Origin of the sequence: Streptomyces sp. CHD11 (assembly GCF_018638295.1) — a bacterium.
In the GTDB taxonomy this organism is placed as follows: Bacteria; Actinomycetota; Actinomycetes; order Streptomycetales; family Streptomycetaceae; genus Streptomyces.
Genome location: NZ_JABTTS010000004.1, coordinates 31,727 through 53,358, shown reverse-complemented (window position 1 = coordinate 53,358; position 21,632 = coordinate 31,727). Strand labels below are relative to the sequence as shown.

21 protein-coding genes are annotated in these 21,632 nt (G+C 71.9%); 8 read left to right on the top strand and 13 right to left on the bottom strand.

The window, feature by feature from the left end:
* The first annotated feature begins 1 nt into the window (after window position 1).
* Both HTV45_RS05805 and HTV45_RS05800 read left to right on the top strand, forming a co-directional pair.
* A complete protein-coding gene (locus HTV45_RS05805) occupies window positions 2-709 on the top strand; it encodes a transketolase (protein WP_215204522.1) in 708 nt (235 codons plus the stop codon).
* Window positions 710-773: 64 nt separating this feature from the next.
* The gene (locus HTV45_RS05800) at window positions 774-1,697 is read left to right on the top strand and encodes a transketolase family protein (protein WP_215204521.1); all 924 of its coding nucleotides are present in this window, start codon (window positions 774-776) and stop codon (window positions 1,695-1,697) included.
* Between the two features lie 106 nt (window positions 1,698-1,803).
* Here HTV45_RS05800 and HTV45_RS05795 read toward each other — a convergent pair whose 3' ends face one another.
* From HTV45_RS05795 to HTV45_RS34050, 12 genes are all read right to left on the bottom strand, one after another.
* On the bottom strand, window positions 1,804-2,160 hold the full coding sequence (locus tag HTV45_RS05795; protein ID WP_215204520.1) for an MmcQ/YjbR family DNA-binding protein: 357 nt from the start codon (window positions 2,158-2,160) through the stop codon (window positions 1,804-1,806).
* A gap of 30 nt (window positions 2,161-2,190) precedes the next feature.
* The gene (locus tag HTV45_RS05790; RefSeq protein WP_215204519.1) at window positions 2,191-2,736 is read right to left on the bottom strand and encodes a GNAT family N-acetyltransferase; all 546 of its coding nucleotides are present in this window, start codon (window positions 2,734-2,736) and stop codon (window positions 2,191-2,193) included.
* On the bottom strand, window positions 2,733-3,317 hold the full coding sequence (locus HTV45_RS05785; RefSeq protein WP_308309185.1) for an XRE family transcriptional regulator: 585 nt from the start codon (window positions 3,315-3,317) through the stop codon (window positions 2,733-2,735). Before HTV45_RS05785 ends, HTV45_RS05790 begins: the two co-directional genes overlap by 4 nt.
* Window positions 3,318-3,363: 46 nt before the next feature.
* Window positions 3,364-4,269, bottom strand: a complete 906-nt coding sequence (locus HTV45_RS05780) for a LysR family transcriptional regulator (protein WP_215204518.1) — start codon at window positions 4,267-4,269, stop codon at window positions 3,364-3,366.
* 36 nt (window positions 4,270-4,305) lie between these two features.
* Entirely contained in the window at window positions 4,306-5,505 is a 1,200-nt protein-coding gene (locus HTV45_RS05775) for a glycine C-acetyltransferase (protein WP_215204517.1), read from the bottom strand.
* Window positions 5,506-5,535: 30 nt separating this feature from the next.
* The gene (tdh, locus tag HTV45_RS05770; protein ID WP_215204516.1) at window positions 5,536-6,564 is read right to left on the bottom strand and encodes an L-threonine 3-dehydrogenase; all 1,029 of its coding nucleotides are present in this window, start codon (window positions 6,562-6,564) and stop codon (window positions 5,536-5,538) included.
* 510 nt (window positions 6,565-7,074) lie between these two features.
* On the bottom strand, window positions 7,075-7,650 hold the full coding sequence (locus tag HTV45_RS05765; RefSeq protein WP_215204515.1) for a GAF domain-containing protein: 576 nt from the start codon (window positions 7,648-7,650) through the stop codon (window positions 7,075-7,077).
* 57 nt (window positions 7,651-7,707) lie between these two features.
* Window positions 7,708-8,337, bottom strand: coding sequence for an ATP/GTP-binding protein (locus tag HTV45_RS05760; protein ID WP_215204514.1), 630 nt, complete (start codon window positions 8,335-8,337; stop codon window positions 7,708-7,710).
* Window positions 8,315-8,686, bottom strand: coding sequence for a DUF742 domain-containing protein (locus HTV45_RS05755; RefSeq protein WP_215204662.1), 372 nt, complete (start codon window positions 8,684-8,686; stop codon window positions 8,315-8,317). Before HTV45_RS05755 ends, HTV45_RS05760 begins: the two co-directional genes overlap by 23 nt.
* A gap of 2 nt (window positions 8,687-8,688) precedes the next feature.
* Complete coding sequence (locus tag HTV45_RS05750) at window positions 8,689-9,123, bottom strand: roadblock/LC7 domain-containing protein (protein WP_149552085.1); 435 nt, start codon at window positions 9,121-9,123, stop codon at window positions 8,689-8,691.
* A gap of 74 nt (window positions 9,124-9,197) precedes the next feature.
* Complete coding sequence (locus HTV45_RS05745; protein WP_308309182.1) at window positions 9,198-10,904, bottom strand: ATP-binding protein; 1,707 nt, start codon at window positions 10,902-10,904, stop codon at window positions 9,198-9,200.
* An 870-nt stretch (window positions 10,905-11,774) separates the two neighbouring features.
* On the bottom strand, window positions 11,775-12,632 hold the full coding sequence (locus HTV45_RS34050) for a DeoR/GlpR family DNA-binding transcription regulator (RefSeq protein ID WP_308309181.1): 858 nt from the start codon (window positions 12,630-12,632) through the stop codon (window positions 11,775-11,777).
* 325 nt (window positions 12,633-12,957) lie between these two features.
* Here HTV45_RS34050 and HTV45_RS05735 point away from each other — a divergent pair, with 325 nt between their 5' ends.
* The 6 genes from HTV45_RS05735 (at window position 12,958) to HTV45_RS05710 (ending at window position 19,548) form a co-directional block, all read left to right on the top strand.
* On the top strand, window positions 12,958-13,824 hold the full coding sequence (locus HTV45_RS05735) for an endo alpha-1,4 polygalactosaminidase (protein ID WP_215204512.1): 867 nt from the start codon (window positions 12,958-12,960) through the stop codon (window positions 13,822-13,824).
* 191 nt (window positions 13,825-14,015) lie between these two features.
* On the top strand, window positions 14,016-15,335 hold the full coding sequence (locus HTV45_RS05730) for an ABC transporter substrate-binding protein (protein WP_215204511.1): 1,320 nt from the start codon (window positions 14,016-14,018) through the stop codon (window positions 15,333-15,335).
* Window positions 15,336-15,343: 8 nt separating this feature from the next.
* Window positions 15,344-16,294 (top strand): carbohydrate ABC transporter permease, encoded by a 951-nt coding sequence (locus HTV45_RS05725; protein WP_215204510.1) that lies wholly within the window; start codon window positions 15,344-15,346, stop codon window positions 16,292-16,294.
* Window positions 16,291-17,208 carry a carbohydrate ABC transporter permease gene (locus HTV45_RS05720; RefSeq protein ID WP_215204509.1) on the top strand — a complete coding sequence of 306 codons (918 nt, stop codon included), beginning with the start codon at window positions 16,291-16,293 and terminating at the stop codon, window positions 17,206-17,208. The genes HTV45_RS05725 and HTV45_RS05720 overlap by 4 nt, the downstream gene beginning before the upstream one ends.
* 70 nt (window positions 17,209-17,278) lie before the next feature.
* Complete coding sequence (locus HTV45_RS05715) at window positions 17,279-18,241, top strand: carbohydrate kinase family protein (RefSeq protein ID WP_215204508.1); 963 nt, start codon at window positions 17,279-17,281, stop codon at window positions 18,239-18,241.
* On the top strand, window positions 18,238-19,548 hold the full coding sequence (locus tag HTV45_RS05710; RefSeq protein WP_215204507.1) for an alpha-glucosidase/alpha-galactosidase: 1,311 nt from the start codon (window positions 18,238-18,240) through the stop codon (window positions 19,546-19,548). Before HTV45_RS05715 ends, HTV45_RS05710 begins: the two co-directional genes overlap by 4 nt.
* 56 nt (window positions 19,549-19,604) lie before the next feature.
* On the opposite strand, the gene HTV45_RS05705 is transcribed toward HTV45_RS05710, so the two are convergent.
* Window positions 19,605-21,425, bottom strand: coding sequence for a hypothetical protein (locus HTV45_RS05705; protein WP_251691399.1), 1,821 nt, complete (start codon window positions 21,423-21,425; stop codon window positions 19,605-19,607).
* Window positions 21,426-21,632: the final 207 nt, after the last annotated feature.

Sequence of the window (21,632 nt, the reverse complement as noted above, 5' to 3'; positions counted from 1 at the left end):
TATGGCGATCACCGAGGAACGCACACAGGGGTACGGATTCACCGATCTGCCGGCCCTGATGGGGCTGATGACCGGGGACGAGAAGCACGGCCCGGCCGCGACGTCGACACTGGACGCGCTGTGGGTGCTGTACGACCGGGTGCTGCGGGTCGGGCCGGAGCGGACGGACGACCCCGGACGGGACCGGTTCCTGCTGTCGAAGGGGCACGGACCCATGGCGTACTACGCCGTCCTGGCCGCCAGGGGCTTCCTGCCGGCCGACTGGCTGCCGGGGTTCGGCTCGTACGACTCCCCGCTCGGCCACCACCCGGACCGCGTGCTGGTACCCGGGGCCGAGATCGGCAGCGGGTCGCTGGGCCACGGGCTGCCGATCGCCGTCGGCACGGCGCTGGGCCTGCGCGCCCAGGGCCTCGACGAACCGCGGGTGTGGACGCTGGTCGGGGACGCCGAGCTGGACGAGGGCAGCAATCACGAGGCGATCGCCTTCGCCGGACCCGCCGGTCTGGAACGGCTGCACACCGTCGTCGTCGACAACTCCTCCGCCACCTACGCCCGGCCGGGCGGGATCACCGCGCGTTTCGAGGCCGCGGGCTGGTCGGCGCTCGGCGTCGACGGCCGTGACCACGAGGCGCTGTACGCCGCGTTCACCGCTCCGCATCCGGGCCGGCCGCTCGCGGTGGTGGCCCGGGTGGAGCCGAAGAACGCGTGAACCGCCCCGTCCTTCTGTTCTGTCTCGCCCCTCTGTCTCTCCCCCAAGGAAAGGACCGATCTCCGTGGACAGCATGCGTGATCGTTTCGCCCCCGTCGTCGCCCGGCTGCTCGACGAGGACCCGCGGGTCGCGGTGGTTCTCGCCGAGATCGGCACGGACGGCTTCGATGAGGCGCTGCGCCGGCATCCGGACCGGGTTGTCAATGTGGGCATCCGCGAGCAGCTGCTGGTCGGGGCGGCGGCCGGGATGGCGCTGACCGGGCTGCGGCCCGTGGTGCACACCTTCGCGAGTTTTCTGGTCGAGCGGCCCTTCGAGCAGGTGAAGCTGGATCTGGGGCACCAGGGCGTGGGGGCGGTACTGGTGAGTGCCGCCGCCTCCTTCGACTGGCCGGCCGGCGGGTACACGCACATGGCCCCGGGCGATGTGGCGCTGCTGGACACCCTGGACGGCTGGACCGTGCACGTCCCGGGTCATCCCGACGAGGCCGAGACGCTGTTGCGGCACGCGGTGGCGGCCGGGGACGACAAGGTCTACGTCCGGCTGTCACTGCAGTCCAACAGGCAGGCGCTGCCCGTGGACGGGGAGCGGCTGCGCACCGTCCGCGAGGGGCGCTCCGGGGTCGTGGTCGCCGTCGGGCCGATGCTGGACGCCGTGCTCGACGCCACGGAAGGCCTGGACGTCACCGTGCTGTACGCCGCGACCGTCCGGCCCTTCGACGCGGCCGGCCTGCGTCACGCCACCGCGGCGGCCGGAACGGATGTCGTGCTCGTGGAGCCGTATCTGGCGGGCACGTCGACGGCGGCCGCGAACGACGCGCTCGCCGATGTGCCGCACCGGGTGCTGGGGCTGGGTGTGGGCCGGGCCGAACTGCGGCGCTACGGACGGATCGACGAGCACGTCGCCGCGCACGGTCTGGACGCCCGATCGCTGCGGGCACGCGTCGGCGCGTTCGTCGGCGCGGGAAGCACGGTGCCGGCGGGCGCGTGACGGGGGGCACGTGACGGGAGGCACGTGACGGGAGGCACGTGACGGGAGGCACGTGACGGGAGGCGCGACGAGGGGCGCGCTGCCTGGGGGTGTCAGTCCGCGGGTGTCAGGCGGGTGGCAGCCCCAGCCGGGGGTGGGCCTCCAGAAGACGGGACGGAGCCGCCTGGCGCCAGGAGTCGGCGAGGATGTCGCGCAGCTCGCCCTCGTCCTCCAGCGCGGAGAGGCGGGCCCTGACCCAGGCGAACTGTGCCTCGTGGCCGGCGATCCAGAACTTCTCCGGCTCGGCGAGGGCCAGTTCGTCGCGCTCCTCCTTGGGGCAGCGCACGGCGATGGAGGTCTCCTCCTCGGGCAGGGTGGCGAACATCTTGCCCGCGACCCGGAACGTGGGCATGCTCCAGGCGATCTTCTCCGTCGTGTCCGGCAGGGACAGTGCGATCCGTCGTACGTCTTCGGCATCCGGCATGGCAGGCACCGTAACGGCCGGCACTGACACTCACCTGGTGGCGGACGGTGCCCCGGGAACTCCGAGACGCTTGTAGTAGATCGTCGTCGGCCGCAGTACCCCGGCCGGGTCCGCCGCGTAGTCCGGGACGGCGCCCACGGCGGTCCAGCCGGAGGAGCGGTAGAGGTGTTCTGCGGGGCTGCCGGTCTCCGTGTCCAGATGCAGCAGGGTGATGCCCCGCGCGGCGGCCTCCTCCTCGGCGACCGCCAGCAGCCTCCGTCCGAGTCCCCGGCCCCGGGCCGCGCGGTGCACCATCAGCTTCACCAGCTCCGCGCGGTGGGTGCTGTTGGGCTTGTCGGGGAAGGCGAGACTCACGGTGCCGAGCATCCGGCCGGGCTGCTCGTACGCCACCCATACGGTGAGACGGCCGGCGGCGACGGCGGTGCACCGTTCCCGCCACCAGGCGTCGGCCTCCATGAGGTCGAGCGGGCCGAGGAAGCCGACGGAGGCACCGCTGTCCACGGTGTCGGTCAGCAGCTCGACCAGCTCCTCGCCTGCCTCCAGCAGTTGTGCGGCGTCCGAACGGACGATGTTCACGGCCGGACCACCATCAGTACGTAGCGGACGTCGTCGGGCCCGGGGCAGCGGAACCGGGTCGGGCCCCAGACGCGCAGCCTGAGGCAGTCGCCGTCGCCGAGGTGGTGCCCGGTGCCCCCGTCCGTCACGCGGAGCGCGCCTTCCAGGACCCAGATGTGCTGTTCCAGGCCGGGCACGGGCGGACGGTCGTAGACGATGTCGGCACCGGCTGCGAGCCGCCCCTCGACGAGTTCGCCCCGCAGCCCGCCGTGCGGCGGGGACACGGACCGGCGGACGAATCCGGAGGCGCGGTCCTGCCAGACCGCCTGGTCGGCGGCGCGCACCAGCGGCGCGGGCTCCGCCTCGATCTCGCTGAGCAGCTGGGACATGGTGCGGCCGTAGACGGCGCAGAGGCGGTTCAGCAGGGAGGCGGTGGGGCTGGTCTCGGCCCGCTCCGCGCGGGAGAGCGTGGAGCGGCTGACGCCGGTTCGTTCCGCCAGCTCTCCGAGGGACCAGCCGTGCTCGGCCCGGAGCCCGCTCAGTCGCGTGCCGAGCCGGACGTCGACGGGGTCCGGGGTCGGTCCACCCTCACCATGTTTCACATCCGGGAGGATATCCCAGATACGAGATGGCGGGGAAGGTGCTGTGCTACGCCTCCTCGGCCGCCGCGCGGAGCGCCTCCAGGATTGGACGGATCAGCGGGTGTCCCTCGGCTCCCCGGCGCACGGCGGCGAACACCCGGCGGGTCGGCGCCACACCGTCGACCGGGCGGACGACCACGCCCGTGAGATCCATGCCGCGCAGCGCCGAGCGGGGCACCAGCGCCACGCCCACGTCCGCCGAGGCCAGGGCGACCACCGCGCGGAAGTCGTCCGAGGAGTGCTCGAGACGGGGCTGGAACCCCGCGCTCTCACAGGCCAGGACGACCACGTCGTGGCACGGATTGCCGGGATACGGACCGATCCAGGCGTCCTTGCCCAGCTCGGCGAGCGGCACCTCGGCGGAGCCGGCCAGGCGGTGGGCAACCGGGACGACCGCGTCGAAGGGCTCCGCGTACAGCGGCAGGTGGGTCAGTCGCGGGTCGTCGGCGGAGGGCGCCCCGCGGTACTCGACGGCCACGGCGACATCGACCTGCCGGTCCAGCACCATCGGCAGACTGGCGTCCCCCTCGGCGTCCTGGACCCGGATACGGATACCGGGAGCCGACGCGGCGAGGCGGGCCACCGCGGGCGCGACGACCTGGGCGATGCCGGTGGCGAAGGCGGCGACCGTGACGGTGCCCGCCTCCCCCGAACCGTAGGCGGCCAGTTCGGCCTCGGCCCGCTCCAGCTGGGCGAGGACGCGGTGGGTGTGGCCGAGCAGGATCTCGCCGGCCGGGGTCAGCCGTACGCCCTTCGCGCCGCGCTCGACGAGGCGGTGGCCGGTCTCCTGCTCGAGCGCGGCGAGCTGCTGGGAGACCGCCGAGGGGGTCAGATGGAGCGCGGCGGCCGCCGCCGTCACCGTGCGGTGGTCCGCCACCGCACGGAGGATGTGGAGCCGCCGCGCCTCGATCATGTAGGCGATTGTCTCAAATCGCTCGGTGTGGTCGGCTCAGGCGTCGAGCTCCGCCCTGGCCGCGACGAAGGCGTCCACCGCGCGGTTCACGTCTTCCGTGGAGTGCGCCGCGGACAGCTGGACCCGGATACGGGCCTTGCCCTGGGGCACCACGGGGTAGGAGAAGCCGATCACGTACACCCCGCGCTCCAGCAGCAGCTCCGCCAGGCGTCCCGCGCGGGAGGCGTCGCCGATCATCACCGGGGCGATCGCGTGGTCGCCGGCGAGGATGTCGAAGCCCTCCTCGGTCATCCGGCGGCGGAACAGGGCGGTGTTCTCGGCGAGCCGGACGCGCAGGTCGTCGGCCGACTCCAGCAGGTCCAGCACCTTCAGGGAGGCCGCGGCGATCACCGGGGCGAGGGTGTTGGAGAACAGGTACGGGCGGGAGCGCTGGCGCAGCAGGGCGACGATCTCCGCGCGGGCGGCGACATAACCGCCCGAGGCTCCCCCGAGCGCCTTGCCGAGGGTGCCGGTGATGATGTCGACGCGGTCCATGACGCCGTGCAGTTCGGGCGTGCCGCGCCCGCCGGGCCCGACGAAGCCGACGGCGTGCGAGTCGTCGACCATGACCATGGCGCCGTGCCGGTCGGCGAGGTCGCAGATCTCGTCCAGCGGGGCCACGTAGCCGTCCATGGAGAAGACGCCGTCGGTGACGATCAGCGTGCGGCGGGCGCCGCCCTCCGCCGCCTCCTTCAGCTGCCGCTCCAGGTCGGCCATGTCGCGGTTGGCGTAGCGGAAGCGGCGGGCCTTGGAGAGCCGGATGCCGTCGATGATCGACGCGTGGTTCAGCGCGTCGGAGATCACCGCGTCCTCGGGGCCGAGCAGCGTCTCGAAGACGCCGCCGTTGGCGTCGAAGCAGGAGGAGTAGAGGATCGTGTCCTCCTGGCCGAGGAACGCCGACAGCCGCGCCTCCAGCTCCTTGTGCACCTCCTGGGTGCCGCAGATGAAGCGGACGGACGCCATGCCGTAGCCCCAGCGGTCCAGGGCCTCGTGCGCGGCGGCGACCACCTCGGGGTGGTCGGCGAGACCGAGGTAGTTGTTGGCGCAGAAGTTGAGCACCTCGCCGGGGCGGCCGCCGGCGGTGACGTTCACGGTGGCGGACTGGGGGGTGCCGATCACGCGCTCGGGCTTGTGCAGGCCGGCGGCGCGGATCTCGTCGAGGGTGGCGCGCAGGTCGTCGCGCACGGAGTCGAACATGTCGGGAAGCTCCTGGGGGAGGCGGATGGCTTACGCGGTCCAGTCGAGGATGACCTTGCCGCCCTTGCCGGCGGCGGCCTCCTCGAAGGCGGCGTCGAAGTCGCGGTAGGAGTAGCGGCCGGTGATCACCGGGGCGAGGTCGAGGCCGCCCTCCAGCAGGACGGACATGGCGTACCAGGTCTCGAACATCTCACGGCCGTAGACGCCCTTGATGGTGAGCATCGAGGTGACGATCCGGGACCAGTCGACGGGGAACTCCTCGGCCGGCAGGCCGAGCATCGCGATCCGGCCGCCGTGCGTCATGTTGTCGATCATGTCCCGCATCGCCTCGGCGCGGCCGGACATCTCCAGCCCGATGTCGAACCCCTCGCGCAGTCCGAGGGTGTGCTGTCCGTCGGCGATCGTCGACTCGGCCACGTTCAGCGCCAGGGTCGCGCCGATCTTGCGGGCGAGTTCCAGGCGTTCCTCGCTGACGTCGGTGATCACGACGTTGCGCGCACCGGCGTGCCGGGCCACGGCGGCGGCCATCAGACCGATCGGGCCGGCACCGGTGATCAGCACGTCCTCCCCCACGAGCGGGAAGGACAGCGCGGTGTGCACGGCGTTGCCGAACGGATCGAAGATCGCGGCGACGTCCAGGTCGACGGGCACCCGGTGGACCCAGACGTTGGCGGCGGGGAGCACCACGTACTCGGCGAACGCTCCGTCGCGTCCCACGCCGAGGCCGATCGTGGCCCGGCACAGATGGCGGCGTCCGGCCAGGCAGTTGCGGCACTTGCCGCACACCAGGTGGCCCTCGCCGCTGACCCGGTCACCGGTACTGATGTCGGGGACGTCGCGGCCGGTCTCCACGACCTCGCCGACGAACTCGTGCCCGAGGACCAGCGGGGTGCTGATCGTCTGCCGCGCCCAGCCGTCCCAGGACCTGATGTGCAGGTCGGTGCCGCAGATGCCGGTGCGCAGCACCTTGATCAGCACGTCGCCGGGTCCGACGGCGGGCTCCGGGACGTCCGCGAGCCACAGCCCGGGCTCCGCCTTCTGCTTGACCAGCGCCTTCAACGCTACGGCTCCTGAGGGTGAGTCCCGGGTCCGGCCCATGCCGAACGGGCCCGGTCCGGGAAGCGGAGTGGAATGCACTGCAATCTGCCGTACGACACCCTCGCCGGTCCATCGAGGTTTTCTTAAGCGCGGCCACAGCTTTGCTTCACGCCGTCACCCCATCGGCGGGGCGGCAGCCCACCCCTCGCACACCGCACCCCACGCCGGCGAGGTGCGAGCGCGGCCGGTGAAAGCGCCGGCCGCTGCCGAGAGCACCGCTCACCCGCCGGAACGCCGGTCAAGGTCGAGTGCAGTGCTCACGTACGAGAGCACCGCTCACCTTGCGCGACTGCTAGCACGAAAAGCGCCGGCCGCTGCCGAGAGCACCGCTCACCCGCCGGAACGCCGGTCAGGGTCGAGTGCATCGCTCACATGCGAGAGCACCGCTCACCACCGCGCGCGACAGGCTGCCCCGGAGAGCACCCGCCGCTTGCGAGAGCACTGCTCACATTGGCGGGCTGTGAACCGTCCTCACAGCGGCAGCCCGTCGGCCTCCCGGCGCTCCAGCCGTGCGACGAGATCCGCGGCCTGCGCCTTGATGGCGGCGAGCCCCGGCCGGCCCCAGGCCCGCGGCCGGACGTCGGTGACGGAGACGGTGCCCAGCACCATGCCGGTGCTGTCGACGAGCGGCGCGCCCAGGTAGGAGCGGATGCCGAACTCGTCCACCACCGGGTTGCCCGCGAACCTCGGGTAGTCGCTCACGTCCTCCAGGACCAGCGCCTTGCGCCGGGCCACCACATGGGGGCAGAAGCCGTGGTCGCGGGGCAGCACCCGGCCCAGCAGAGCGCCGCTGCCATCGCCGCGGACGGCCGGCGCGACGGCCGGGGTGTGCAGGCCCGCGAAGAACTGCCTCTCCTCGCCGAGGAAGTTGACCATGGCGTACGGCGCGCCTGTGAACTCCGCGAGACCGTACGCGAAGGCGTCCAGCACGGGTTCGGGATGCTCTCCCAGCCCCAGGTCGCGGAGCCTGCTGATACGGGCCGGGGCCTCCTTGTCCTCGGGGGTGAGCAGCAGACGACCGGCCGGGCGGGGCGGGTCGTAGCTCATGGGCGGGCTCCCGGGTGGTGGGCGAAGTTCATGAACGGGCTCCGAGGTGTGCGGGGATCACATATGGGCGCCGTACCCCGTCGTGGTGGCCGGGGCGTGGACGATGAGGTGGCGGACGAGGGTCAGCAGGGTCTGCACCCCGGAGGAGGAGATCCGGGCGTCGCAGCACACGACGGGGACCTCCGCGGGGAGGTCGAGTGCGGCGCGCACCTCCCCGGGTTCGTAGCGGAAGCCTCCGTCGAACTCGTTGACGGCGACGATGAACCCGAGGCCGCGCTGCTCGAAGAAGTCGACCGCCGCGAAGCACTCCTCCAGGCGCCGGGTGTCGGCCAGGATGACCGCGCCGAGCGCGCCCTCGCAGAGTTCGTCCCACATGAACCAGAACCGTTCCTGGCCGGGCGTGCCGAACAGGTACAGCACATGTTCCGCGTCGAGGGTGATGCGGCCGAAGTCCATGGCCACGGTCGTCTCGACCTTGTTCTCGATGCCGTCGAGGTTGTCGGTGGCGGCGCTCACCGTGGTGAGGAGTTCCTCAGTGCTGAGCGGAGCGATCTCGCTGACCGCGCCGACGAAGGTCGTCTTGCCCACGCCGAATCCGCCCGCCACGAGAATCTTGAGCGCGGTGGGGAAGGCGTCGTCACCGTACGGTGCGCGGTCGCCCCGGTCAGAGCTGTCGTCGTAGTCCATCGAGCACTGCCTCCAGAAGGGCCCGGTCCGTCGGGTTGTGGTGGAACTCGGGTGGTTTGTCGGTCAGCGCCCCGCATTCGACGAGGTCCGCCAGCAGCACCTTGGTGACGGCCACCGGCAGCCTGAGGTGGGCGGAGACCTCGGCGACCGGCACGGGCGCCCGGCACAGGTCGAGGGCTTGCGCGTGCTCGGGGCCGAGGTAGCCGAGAGGGGTGGCGCCGGTGGCTCTCACCTGCGACAGCAGGTCGAGTGCGACGGTGGGGCGGGTTCGGCCGTTGCTGACCGTGAAGGGCCGCACCAGCCGGCCGGCCGCGTCGTCGAGCCACGGCCCGTCACCGGCCGCCTTCACGTTCAAGGCCTCATCGCCGGGGGTTCGACGCCCTGCTGCCGGGGTGCGGTCATCAGATACGGGCGGACGGACTTGACCAGCATCGCCATCTCGTAGCCGAGTACGGCCGCGTCCGCTTCCCGGCCGGCCATCACCGCGAGGCAGGTGCCGGAGCCGGCGGTGGTGACGAACAGCAGCGTCGAGTCGAGCTCGACGACGACCTGGCGGACGTCCCCGCCGTCGCCGAAGCGGATACCGGCGCTGCGGCCGAGGGAGTACAGGCCGGAGGCGAGCGCGGCCATGTGGTCGGCGCTGTCCGGGTCGAGTCCGTGCACGGACTTCACCAGCCCGTCGCAGGACAGCAGTACGGCGCTGTTGGTGTGCGGTACGCGTTGCACGAGGCCGCTCATCAGCCAGTCGAGGTCGGATACCTGGGCGGTCGGCGCATCGCTCGCCATGGTGGATCGACTCCTTGGGGTACGAAGGTCTGCGGGAGCGCTGGGGGTGTGGTTACTGGTGGGGTGGGGGCTGGTCATCCGGCGGGGGCGCTCCCGTCCTGCCGGGCGGTGTGGTCCGTGCGGGGGGCGGCCGCGGACGGCCGCGGGACGGCGGGCCGGGCCTGCTGTGACTCCGCGAGACCGATACCGCGCTGGAAGGCCGCCATCAGGTTGGGGTCGTGTACGGCGACGTACTCGGTGTCCTGGCGGGGTGCCGGGCCGTCGCGGAGCTGGGGAACGATGTGCTCCTGGGCGCGCCTGCGGGGCAGATGGGGTCTGTCCATGGTGCCGCGCACCGGGGTGCCGCGCGGGGTGAGGGGGGCCGTCCCGTGGTCGGTGAGGGCGTCCCGGTCCCCGAGGTGGGCGCCGGGGACGGCCTCGGCCGGGGTGGGGCGGGTCTCCCGGGCGCCGCGCACGGGCAGGGGCGGGGCGACCGCACCGGCGCCGCCGGAGGGGGCCGGGGCGCGGGGCGCGGCCGGCACCGCTGGCGCGTGCACGGCGTCGCCTCCGTACGGAGCGTCCGGCGCCGGCCCGTCGGCGGGGGCCGGTCCCGCGGGCATGGGGCGGGCCGCCGGAACAGGTCCGGTGTCGCCGCTCCCTGGCTGCGGCCCGGCACCGGCGCCCCCTGCGGTGCCTGTGCCCTGTCCGGCGGTCAGTGCGGCCGACTCCGTTCCGAGCAGGGCCTGGGGCATGACGAGCACGGCCTGGACCCCGCCGTAGATGTTGCTCTGGAGACGGACGTGGATGCCGTGCCGCTTGGCGAGCTGGGAGACCACGAACAGTCCGATGCGTCCGTCGGCCAGCAGGCTGGCGACATGCACCTGATCGGGGTCGGTGAGCAGCGCGTTCATGCGGTCCTGCTCGGTGACGGGCATCCCGAGCCCGCGGTCCTCCACCTCGACGGCGAGGCCGGAGGTCACCAGGCTGGCCCGCAGCAGCACCTGGGTGTGCGGCGCGGAGAAGACCGTGGCGTTCTCCACGAGTTCGGCGAGCAGGTGAATGACGTCGGCGACGGCGTGCCCACGCAGGGTGCCGTCGATCGGGGGGACGAGTTTGACCCGCGAGTACTGCTCGACCTCGGCGATCGCGGAGCGCAGCACCTCCGTCATGGAGACGGGATTGCTCCACTGCCGCCGGGAGACGGCCCCGCCGAGCACGGCGAGGTTCTCGGCGTGGCGGCGGATGCGGGTGGCGAGGTGGTCGACATGGAAGAGCCCCTTGAGCAGCTCGGGGTCCTCCATCTCGTTCTCCAGCTCGTCGAGGAGGGAGATCTCGCGGTGCACCAGGGACTGCAGACGCCGCGCGAGGTTGACGAACACCTCGAGCTTCTGTTCGCTGCCCGCCTGGCTGGAGAGCCGGGACGCCTGTACGACGGCGGTGACGGCACCGCCGTGCGCTCGGGTGAGGTCGGCGGCGAGGAGGTCGAACTCGTCCGCGTCCGGGGGCGGTTCGGCACGCCGTGCCCGCGGGGGCGGGGCCTCGCCGTGACGCAGCGCCTCGACGAGGGCGTGCAGATCGGCCTCGCGCCGGGCGGTGCCCCTGCGCAGGGTGCCGATGCGGTCGTACACCGTGCGGGCGGCACGGTCGGCGGCCACGGCGGCGATGACGATGCCGGCGCAGGTCACCGAGGTGGCACCGCCGAGTACGGCCCACAGGGTGGCGCTCGGCCGGACCGCGGTGGAACGGATCGTGAAGAGCACGGCCGCGCAGGCGCTGAGCGCCACCGCGACAGGTGGGAGCACCGCCAGACGCAGCAGCTGGGACCGTATGTGCGGCTCGGGCAGCGCGGCAGCGGTCCGCGCGGAGGGCCGGCCGTGCCGTCCGCCCTCTCGCCGGTCCGGCCGGGTGGCCGGGCCGGCGCGGCGGGGCCTGGGATCGCCGGGGCGCGGAGCCCCGTGGCCCTGGTCACGGCGGTCCCGGTCGCGGCGGTCCCGGTCGCCGCCACTGCCCCGATCGCCGCGATCCGGCCCGCGCGTCACGATCGTGCCGCCGGCGGGCACCGGCGTGTGGACGGTCCCCCGCGCCCCGTCCGGACCCGGGGCGCCGGCCGGTCCCGGGTGCCGGGCCGCCTCGCCCCGTCGACTCCCTCGTCCGCCTTGTGGCTGCACGTACCGGTCCCCGCTCCCTGATCCCGACTCGTCGGCGCGGCGAGCGTCACGCCTCCCGACCGACACTCACCGTAGTCACCACCGCATCATGTGCGGTGGGCAGTTGACAAACTCGCACGGACAGCATCGCGCTCTGGTATGAGGCGTCGTACGACAGACCGATAACCGTTCGGCATGAGGGGCCGGAAGCGGCCAGTATGCGATCATCGCTGGTCACGAGTGGTCGGAAGACGTCTGCGCGCACGAGGGTGCCTGACGGCGCCCCTGCGCCCCGGCGCGGCTCCTGTCCGTCCGGGGCCGGCGGACCGAGAGGTCCCACCACCGTCGACGCCCCTCACCCCTTCGGCCAGAACATCACACTCCGTAGTCGCCAGCCCGGAAGGCCGCAGCCCGGGGAGTCGCCGGTCGGCAAGCGCCGGGACGACGCGCCAGGACCGGTCGCTCGTCCCGACCCCGCGGGCTCCGCCCCGGACACCGCCCTCGGCCGGGGCGCCCCTGGGATGTTCAGTCGCCCCCGGGACCGCTCCCGGTGGCCGGAGCATGCCGGGGTGTGCCGGTCGACGTCACGAGGATCCCGCGGTCGCGCAGGCGCGCCAGCTCCCCGTGGTCCTGGGCGGCGTCCGTGATCAGGCGCCGCACCGCACCGATGGGGCAGATACGCGCGAACGTGGCCTTGCCGATCTTGGAATGGTCGGCGACGACCACCGCCTCGGCGGTGCCCGCGAGAAAGGCCCGGTCGGTGGCGGCCTCCAGCGGATCATGGGTGGTGCAGCCGTGGTCCACGCCGATACCGTCCACGCCGAGAAAGGTGATGTCGGTGTGGTAGTCGGCCAGCATCTTCTCCGCGCCCGGGCCGACCAGTTCCCAGGTCCTGCTGCGGGCCTGACCTCCCGTCACCACGACATTCACCTGAGGGTGGGGCACCATCTCGGCGGCGATGTTCACCGCGTTGGTCACGATCGTCACCGGCCCGCGCCGGGCCAGCAGCCGGGCTATCTCCGTGGTGGTCGTCCCGCCCGTGAGCCCGACCACCGCTCCCTCGGGGACGAGTTCCAGCGCCGCCCGCGCGATGTCCCGCTTCTCCGCGTGGAAACGCTCCGCCTTGCGCCGCAACGGCAGTTCGGCGCCCGCGTCGCCGGTGACGGCGCCGCCGTGGGTGCGCTGGAGCAGCCGCTGGTCGTGCAGGTACCGCAGATCCCTGCGGACGGTGGCACCGGACACCTCCAGCCGGGCGGCCAGCGCGGTGACGTCCGCGCCGCCCTGCTCACTCACGAACTCGAGGATGCGCAGGTGCCGTTCGGTCCTGAGCGCACGCCGCCCGCGGTCCGCCCCGGCACGGTGTTCCCCGTCTGTTCCGGCCACAAGTCCCCATTCCTCGTGCGGCGGTTGTCGGCGAGATCGGGTGCACACCTCGCGCAACAGGTCGCCCGGACTCCCCCCGTGGCCTGCGGACGACCCCCGGTCCGCTCGTTTCCGAACACTGTTGAGCAGACAATGCGCAGATTCAAGCTCTTGACGCTGACGGAACCTGACCTGTTTACTCCGGGGCACGCCGAAGTCGGAGCACTTCCGCGTCAGAGGTACGCCCAGCCGGTACGCGGCCGACACCGCCAACCCGGACCGAGTCGCCAGGTGGCCCCGCGGGGCACCGAGGCGGGGACGTGCCCCCGCACCACGGAGCTCATTCATGAGTCTTCTGGCAACAGCCCGTTCACGCATCACCCTCGCCGCGGTGCTCGTGGCCGCGGGCGCCACGGCCGTCCTCGTCCCGGGAGCCGAGGCAGCCGAACCGGAACCGCCGCCGGTCCACGCGGACTTCGATTACCAGATCGGCAAACCCTACGATCCGCCGACCGGGGTGACGGTGGTCAGCCGCGACTGGAAGCAGTCCCCGGCACCTGGGCTCTACAACATCTGCTACGTGAACGCCTTCCAGACCCAGGAGGTCGGCGACGTGGACGGTCCCGACGACTGGGACCCCGCTCTGCTGCTCCTGAACGACGCCGGCAAGCCGGTCTACGACCCGGACTGGGACGAGGCGATCCTCGACATCACCACCGACGCCAAACGGCAGGCCATCGCGGACCGGATCAGCACGCAGATCGACACCTGCGCCGACAAGGGCTTCGACGCCCTGGAGCTGGACAACTTCGACACCTACGGCCGGGATGTCGTCGAGGGCAGGATCACCGCGGACGACGCCCAGGCCTACATACGGATCCTGTCCTCGTACGGACACGGCAAGGGCTTGGCCGTCGGTCAGAAGAACACCGTGGAACTGGCCCCGAACCGCGAGGAGAACGGCCTCGACTTCGCCGTCGCGGAGGAGTGCGGCCAGTACGACGAGTGCGGGGAGTACGCCGAGGCGTTCAACGACAACGTCATCGTGATCGAGTACACCGACGAGGGCATGAAGACCGCCTGCGACGAGTTCGGTGACCGTCTCAGCGTGGTGCAGCGCGACACACCGGTCCTGGCACCGGGCGAGACGGAAGAGGAAGAGGACGACGAGGGCAACGTCCGGATCATCGAGTACGTCCGCAAGACCTGCTGACACCGCCCGCCGCACCGCCTCGCCGGGAGCCGCCCGCGGCACGCCCGGCGAGGCGGTCGGTGTCGCGGCCGGGCGTCACCGGCCCTCCCCCGGTTCCCCCTGCTTCCCCCTCTTTCTGAACTCCCGGCCGACGGCACCCGTTTCCCTCGTGCGACCGGCCCGACCCCCTCCCAGACGACCTGGAGGTAGACATGGCCCACCGACCGGACAGCGGTCCGTCCCGCCGTGGTGTGCTCAGCGGAGCCGGGGCGACAGCGCTCGCCGCGATGACCGGCGCGGCGGTGTCCGCCTGCGGCGGCGACGGTGAGTCCGCCGACGGCACCGTCCGCATCGAGATGTGGCACGGCCAGGCGGACACCGCCCTGACGACGCTCAAGAACCTCGTCTCCGACTTCCACCGGACGCATCCGGACATCCGGGTGGATCTCGGCGGCGGCGTGATCGCCGACGCCATGCTCCAGAAGGTGACCGCCGGTCTCGCCTCCGGATCCGCCCCCGACATCGCCTACATCTTCGGATCCGACCTCGCCAGCGTGGCCCGGTCGCCGAAACTGGCCGACCTGACCGAGACCACCGGTTCCGGCCCCGTGCCGTGGAAGCAGTACTGGCCCGCCGCGCGCGACGCCGTCACCGTCGACGGCAAGGTGCGTGCCCTGCCGGCCCTGGTGGACGCACTGGCCGTGGTCTGCAACAAGAAGGTGTTCCGGGCCGCCGGGGTGGAACTGCCCGAACCGGGCTGGAGCTGGGACGAGTACGTCGACACGGCCCGGCGGCTGACCGACAAGGGCAAGAACGTGTTCGGCACCGGCTGGCCCGGCGCGGGTGACGAGGACACCGTGTGGCGCATCTGGCCCATGGTGTGGGACCTGGGCGGAGACGTCGTCTCCGAGGACGGACGGCGGATCGGCTTCGCCGGGGAGCCGGGACGGCGCGCCCTGGAGGTGGTGCGGGCGCTGGTGGAGAACGAGAGCTGCTACGTCGACCCCAAACCGGGCGGTGAGCAGATGTACCAGGTGTTCGCGGGGGGACGTCTGGGCATGGTGACGACCGGTCCGTGGCAACTGCCCGACATCCGGGGGGCCGGCATCGACTACCACGTGGTGCCCCTGCCCGGGTTCCACGGTGAGTCGGTGACCATCGCGGGCCCCGACACCTGGGCGGTCTTCGACAACGGACCGGCCCGGACGAAGGCGGCGCGCACCTTCATCGGCTGGCTCAACCAGCCCGCGCAGGACGTGCGCTGGGCGATCGAGGCGGGAAGCCTGCCGCTGAGCCGCCCCACGGAGGACCTTCCCAGGTGGCGCGAGCACACCCGCGAGGTCCCCGGCCTGTCGGTGTTCACCGAGGCCCTGGCCACCGCGCGGGTACGGCCGGTGGTCCCGGCGTACCCGAAGATCTCCGGGGCGGCCGCCGAGGCCGTCACCTCGGTGCTGCTCGGCAGAAGCACTCCGGAGCAGGCCCTGCGCGCGTGTGCCACCCGGGCCGACGCCGCTCTCGCCGCCGAGAACTGAGGGACGTCATGCCGCGCCCCACTGCGCTCACCGTCCGCCCCGGCGTCCGCGGGGCCGCCTTCCCCGACCGCCGCAGGCGCCGCGAGTCGGCCACCGCATGGGCGTTCGTCTCCCCTTCCGTCCTGGTGATCGTCGGCCTGAGCGTCGTACCCGTCCTGTGGTCGCTGCTGCTGTCGTTCCAGTCCTCGGACCTGCTCACGCCGAGCAGTTGGGTGGGGCTGGACAACTACCGCCAGCTCTCGGACGACCCCCAGTTCGCGCAGGCCGTGCGCAACACCCTGCTGTACACGGCGCTGTACGTCCCGCTGAGCATCGTCCTCGGGCTGGCGCTGGCGCTGGCGCTCAACCGGCGTCTGCGGTTCACGGGGCTGTACCGCACGCTGTTCTTCGTGCCGTTCGTGATGTCCGCGACCTCGCAGGGCGTGCTGTTCTCCTTCATCCTCGACCCGGAGTTCGGCGCGGCCAACTCCCTGCTGCACCGGATCGGCATCGGCTCCCAGGGCTTCTTCTCCGACCCGGACCAGGCGCTCTTCGCCCTGGTGGCGGTGTCGGTGTGGAGCGGCACCGGGTTCTGCGTCGTCATCTACCTGGCCGCGCTGCAGGGGGTGCCGAAGGAACTGACGGAGGCGGCCCGCCTGGACGGGGCGGCCCACCGGCACGTGCTGCGCCACGTCACCCTGCCCTCCCTCGCTCCGGTCAGCGTCTTCCTGGTGCTGTGGCAGACCGTCAACGCCCTCCAGGTGTTCGACCTGGTGTACGTGACCACCAAGGGCGGTCCGCTCGGAGCGACCTCGGTGATCGTGTACTTCATCTGGGAGCAGGCGTTCAGGAACTTCACCGCCGGATACGGCGCGGCGGCCGCGTACGTGCTGGCCGCGGCCCTGCTGCTCGGCGGGGCCGGCCTGCGGCTGGCGCGTCGCGGCGGCGGGGTCCGTCCGGTGAAGGGAGCCGGAGCATGACGCTGCTGTCCACGGACCGTCGCCGCGACGCCGGCCGGCCGGGCCCCGGACGCGGACTCTCCGGGCCCGTCACCGCCCGCCGGCACCGGGGCCGCCGCACCTGGCTGCCGTTCAGCCCCTGGCACCTGCTGCTCGCCCCGCTGGCCCTGCTGTTCGCGGTTCCGCTGATCTGGCTGGTCCTCAGTTCCCTGATGAGCAATGCCGAGATCAACCGGTTTCCCCCGGCGCTGTGGCCCTCGGACCTCGACACGGGCGGCTACCGCTTCGTGACCGGCAACGCCATGTTCCCGCGGTGGTTCGCCAACTCGCTGATCGTGTCCGCGGCGGCGGTCCTCTCCAACCTCGTGCTGGGCACCCTCGGCGGGTACGCCTTCGCCCGGATGCGGTTCGGCGGCTCGCGGCTGCTGATGGGGCTGATGCTGGCGACCATGATCGTCCCGTTCCAGCTGACGATGATCCCCACGTTCCTGGTGATGAAGAACCTGGGGCTCATCGACACCCTCGGCGCCCTGATCGTCCCGTCGCTGGTGACTCCCTTCTCGGTGTTCCTGCTGCGCCAGTTCTTCCTGAGCCTGCCGCGGGAGCTGGAGGAGGCCGCCTGGATGGACGGGTGCACCCGGATGGGCGTGCTCGTGCGGATCGTGCTGCCGCTGTCCCGGCCGGCCCTGGCCACCGTGGCCGTGCTCACGTTCCTCAGCACCTGGAACGACCTGTCGTGGCCGCTGATCGCCATCCACCACGAACCGCAGTACACCCTGCAGTTGGGGCTGACCACCTTCCAGGGACAGCACACCGTGCGATGGTCGGCCGTCATGGCGGGCAATGTGATCACGGTCGTCCCGGTGCTGATCGCCTTCCTCGCCGCGCAGAAGACCTTCATCCGGTCCATCACCTCGACCGGCCTCAAGGGCTGACCCCCTTCCCGGGCCGCGTGCCGCCGGCCCGCCCCGTCTCTCCTCACCCGTCACGTCACCGAGGACACTCATGCCACGCGACTTCGACCTGCTCGTCGTCGGCGACGCCAATCCGGACGTCGTCGTCGGTCCCCTCACCGAACCCCTCGCCTTCGGCCAGCGCGAACTCCTGGTCGACGGCGGCGCCATGACCCTCGGCGGCTCGGCCGCCATCACCGCCTGCGGCGCCGCCCGGCTGGGGCTGCGCGTCGCCTTCGCCGGCCGCGTGGGCGACGACCACGCCGGTCACTACGTACGCGACCGGCTCGCGGCGCGAGGCGTGGACACCGGCGCGCTGCGGTTCGACGACACCCTGCCCACCCCGCTCACCGTGTGCGTCACCCGCGACGGCGACCGCGCCGTCCTCACCGCGCCGGGCACCCTGGCGGCCGTATCGGCCGCCGACGTGCCCGACCGGCTGGTGACCTCGGTCCGTCACGTCCACGCGGGCTCGTTCTTCCTGATGCCACGGCTGGCCGCCGGGCTCCCCGGCCTGTTCGCCGCCGCCCGGGACGCCGGAGCGACCACCTCGCTCGACACCAACGACGACCCGTCCGGCCGCTGGGACCCGGCCGCGCTCGCCGGCGTCCTGGACCACACCGACGTGCTGCTGCCCAACGCCGACGAGGCATGCCGGCTGGCGGGCCGGCCGACCGGTCCCTCCCAGGTGACGGAGGCCGCACGCGTCCTCGCCGGCCGGGTGCCGCTCGTCGCGGTGAAGAACGGCGCCGACGGCGCGCTCTGCACCGACGGCACGACCCTGCACCGCACCGGCGCCGTCCCCGTACGGCCGAGCGACACCGTGGGCGCGGGGGACAGCTTCGACGCCGGTTTCCTCACCGCGCTGCTGAACGGCCGCCCGGCCGAGGAGGCACTCGCCCTCGCCGCCGTCTGCGGTGCCCTGTCCACCCGCCGCCCCGGCGGCACCGACGCCCAGCCCTCCTGGGACGAAGCCCTGTCCCACCTCGACCCGCAGAAAGCCGGAGCATCGTGATCGTTCCCAGGATTGTCCTCGTCGGCGCCGGAAGCGTCGTCTTCACCCAGGGCCTGCTCGCCGACCTGTTCGCCTTCCCGGAGCTGCGGACCGCGCACATCGCCCTGCACGACATCGACCCCGAGCGGCTGGCCACCGCGGAGGCCGCCGCCCGCCATATCGCCGCCCGGCGGGGTGCCGCGCCGACGATCACCGCTCACGCGGACCGCCGCGCGGCACTGGCCGGCGCCGACTTCGTCGTCAACTGCGTCCAGATCGGCATGGTCGAGGCCACCCGGACCGACTTCGAGGTTCCGGCCCGCTACGGTGTCGCGCAGACCATCGGCGACACCCTGGGCGTCGGCGGCATCTTCCGCGCACTGCGCACCTTCCCGTTCCTGAAGGCGCTGGGCGACGACATGACCGAGGTGTGCCCGGACGCCTGGCTGCTCAACTACACCAACCCGATGGCCATGAACGTGGAGTACCTCAGCCGGGCCACCGGTCTGCGCCGGGTGGTGGGCCTGTGCCATTCGGTGCACTGGACCGTGCACGACCTGTGCGGGCTGGTGAACGCCCCCTTCGAGGAGGTGACCTACCTCGCGGCCGGCGTCAACCACCAGGCGTGGGTGCTGCGGTTCGAGCACGACGGGGAGAACCTGTTCGAGCGGCTGGACGCCCTGATCGCCGAGGACCCGGAACTGCGCCGCCGGGTCCGCATCGACATGTACCGCAGGCTCGGCTTCTACCCGACCGAGACCAGCGAGCACTCTGCCGAGTACCTGCCGTGGTATCTGCACCATCCCGAGGAGATCGAGCGGCTCCGGCTGCCCGTCGGGGCGTACCTGGACATCGTGGCCGAGAACGTGGCCGCGTACGAGAGGACCCGGGACGCCCTGGCCAAGGGCGCGGAGCTGGAGGTCGAGGGCACCATGGAGTACGCGCCGCAGATCATCCACAGCATCATCACCGGCACCCCGCGCACCGTGTACGGCAATGTCCCGAACCGGGGTCTGATCGAGAACCTGCCCGACGGGGGCACCGTCGAGGTGCCGTGTCTGGTGGACGGGTCCGGGGTACGGCCGACGCGGGTCGGCGCGCTGCCCCCTCAGCTCGCCTCCCTCAACCGCGCCTATCTCGGGACGAACGAGCTGGTGGTGCGGGCGGCGATGGAGAACGAGCCACGGCACATCCGCCATGCCGCGATGGTCGACCCGGCGACGTCGTCCGCGCTGCGCGTGGAGCAGATCTGGCACCTGTGCGACGACATGGTCCTGGCCCACGCCGGCCGGCTCCAGCCGGGTCTGCGCGCCACGCTCGGGAGCTGATCCCGGTGAGGGGGCCGCCGGCGGTTCCGGCGGCCCCCTCCACGAAAGGCGCGGGTCTACAGACGCCGCAGTCTCGACCGCAGGCTTCTCCGGGCGCCGGTCCTGGCCCCGTCCTCGACGCCCGCCTCGTGGGGGAACGCCTTGGCCCCGTTCCGGCCCAGCTCGACACGGCCCGCCGGGTGGGTGAACAGGCTGCCGCCGACGCTCATCGAGACCTGGACGGTGTAGCTGCCCGCCGGGAGTGCGGTGAGGTCGACGCCCGTGCTGTCCAGCGAGGTGAAGAACCCGTATCCGTACGAGCCGAAGTCGCCCGTGCTCACGTGGGGGCTGACCTTGTCGGCCCGCTGCACGGCCTGCAGGTCGAAGGTATGAGCGCCGCCGGGGCCCTGCAGGGTCAGGTAGTACTTGGCGTGGTTCTTGTTGTCCGCGTTGCGGCCCGGCACGAAGCAGACGCCGTACACCCGGAGATGGCGATCTTTCATGGTGAAGCGCTTCACCGAGAAGACGGAGCCGCCGGGACCGCTGTCCACCAGGCTGCGCTTGATCAACCGGACGCGCTTCTTGTCACCCTTGAGGACGACCTCGCTGCCGCGCGAGGCGCTCCTGCGGTCGATCGCGGCGAAGGTGACCAGGGGAACCCTCCGGTCGATGTTCTCGCTCTCGCTCCTCACCCGGGCGAACGCGTCATACACCCCTTCGGGCAGTGAATCGAACAGTTCCTTCGCGTCGCAGGCGAACCCGCCGTCCGCGTAGGAGACGAAGTGCTTCTCGAAGTACTTGAGATAGAGCTGGTCCACCGGCACGGTGTCCATGTCGGCCATCCACGCCTCGCCGTCCCGCACCAGGACGAGCTGCTTGGTCTCCTGGGCCCCGCCGTCCCCGGACTCCTCCGTGGCAGCGGCCGCGCCGGGCAGGAAGGCGTGTCCCGTCAGCCTGGCCCGCTGGTCCGTGAGGGCGACGCCGGTCAGGACGGCCGCCGCGGTGTCCCGCGCCCGGAGGTCGGCCAGATACGCGGACGCGGCGGCCTCGTCGACCTCGTTGGAACCGACCTGGACCTCGCCCCACCTCGGAGTGGTGCCCTCGGTCAGCGCGTAGATGATGCTCAGAATCATCGAAAGGCCCTGCCGCGTCACCTCCGCGTGTTTGACGAAGGCGGGCGACTGCACCATGAACAGGTTGAAGTTGGAGTATTTCCGCAAGGCCGGGAGGAAGTGCACGACTTCCTCCTCGTACTGGTAATCCTGGGTGGACGACACGAGGTAGATGTTGCGGTCGTGGTCCTGGTCCTCGGCCAGCAGCGTCGGCAGCACGGCGTCGAGCGTGTCCACGTTCTCCTGCGGCTCCCCCTCGCCGAGAACGTAGGCGCCGAGCACTCCGTGCCCCTGCGAATAGCTGCCGATGTAGTACTGGGGAGTGGAGGCGACGATGTTCCGGTAGCCGTACTTCAGGCCGTAGAAGATCGCGGCGCTGCCTCCCTTGGAGGATCCGGCGAGCACCACGGAGTCGCGCGCCTGGCCCAGCCGCTCCGCGTAGGAGGAGATCAGCTCCTCGACCGCGTCGGAAACGGAGAAGTCCATATCCCGGCAGACGTAGTACGACGTCCCGCCGTCGAACCGGTCGCGAATGCGCAGAACGTTGCACTGAACGCCCGAGAGGGCGTTGCCGAACCCGTACTTCGAACCCACCGAGGAGAAGACGACGAGAAGGCCCCCGTGATCACCCGCGGCGGGCGTGAACTCGTACTCGATCTCCCATTTACCCCATTTCTCGACACGGATCTCCGGGGTGCGGATCGTCGCGGTCCTGTAGTTTTCCGACGCGTCGGGCAGCGCGTCCACGGGGTGCGGATTCGCCGGGCTGACGTGGTTGGACTCCATGAACTACTGACCCCTTGTCCTGTCGGAATTCCACTGTGGGAGTTGCGGCCGTTCCGCGGGAAACTCCTCCGACGTCGCGGGAACCGGGCGTTTACAGGAGAACAGCAGCCGGAGTGAGGTTACTGCATACTCGAGCGCCGGTTCGAGGGGCAGGATCGACGCGACCGCGGCCCCGCCGTCCCGGGGGCGTCGAGGGGGTGGCCACTG

Coding starts and splice junctions, on each gene's coding strand:
- HTV45_RS05805 (WP_215204522.1), top strand. CDS start 2: ATGGCGATCACCGAGGAACGCACACAGGGGTACGGATTCACCGATCTG.
- HTV45_RS05795 (WP_215204520.1), bottom strand. CDS start 2,160: ATGCCGGATGCCGAAGACGTACGACGGATCGCACTGTCCCTGCCGGAC.
- HTV45_RS05780 (WP_215204518.1), bottom strand. CDS start 4,269: ATGATCGAGGCGCGGCGGCTCCACATCCTCCGTGCGGTGGCGGACCAC.
- HTV45_RS05775 (WP_215204517.1), bottom strand. CDS start 5,505: ATGTTCGACTCCGTGCGCGACGACCTGCGCGCCACCCTCGACGAGATC.
- HTV45_RS05765 (WP_215204515.1), bottom strand. CDS start 7,650: ATGAGCTACGACCCGCCCCGCCCGGCCGGTCGTCTGCTGCTCACCCCC.
- HTV45_RS05760 (WP_215204514.1), bottom strand. CDS start 8,337: ATGGACTACGACGACAGCTCTGACCGGGGCGACCGCGCACCGTACGGT.
- HTV45_RS05750 (WP_149552085.1), bottom strand. CDS start 9,123: ATGGCGAGCGATGCGCCGACCGCCCAGGTATCCGACCTCGACTGGCTG.
- HTV45_RS05735 (WP_215204512.1), top strand. CDS start 12,958: ATGAGTCTTCTGGCAACAGCCCGTTCACGCATCACCCTCGCCGCGGTG.
- HTV45_RS05730 (WP_215204511.1), top strand. CDS start 14,016: ATGGCCCACCGACCGGACAGCGGTCCGTCCCGCCGTGGTGTGCTCAGC.
- HTV45_RS05725 (WP_215204510.1), top strand. CDS start 15,344: ATGCCGCGCCCCACTGCGCTCACCGTCCGCCCCGGCGTCCGCGGGGCC.
- HTV45_RS05720 (WP_215204509.1), top strand. CDS start 16,291: ATGACGCTGCTGTCCACGGACCGTCGCCGCGACGCCGGCCGGCCGGGC.
- HTV45_RS05715 (WP_215204508.1), top strand. CDS start 17,279: ATGCCACGCGACTTCGACCTGCTCGTCGTCGGCGACGCCAATCCGGAC.
- HTV45_RS05705 (WP_251691399.1), bottom strand. CDS start 21,425: ATGGAGTCCAACCACGTCAGCCCGGCGAATCCGCACCCCGTGGACGCG.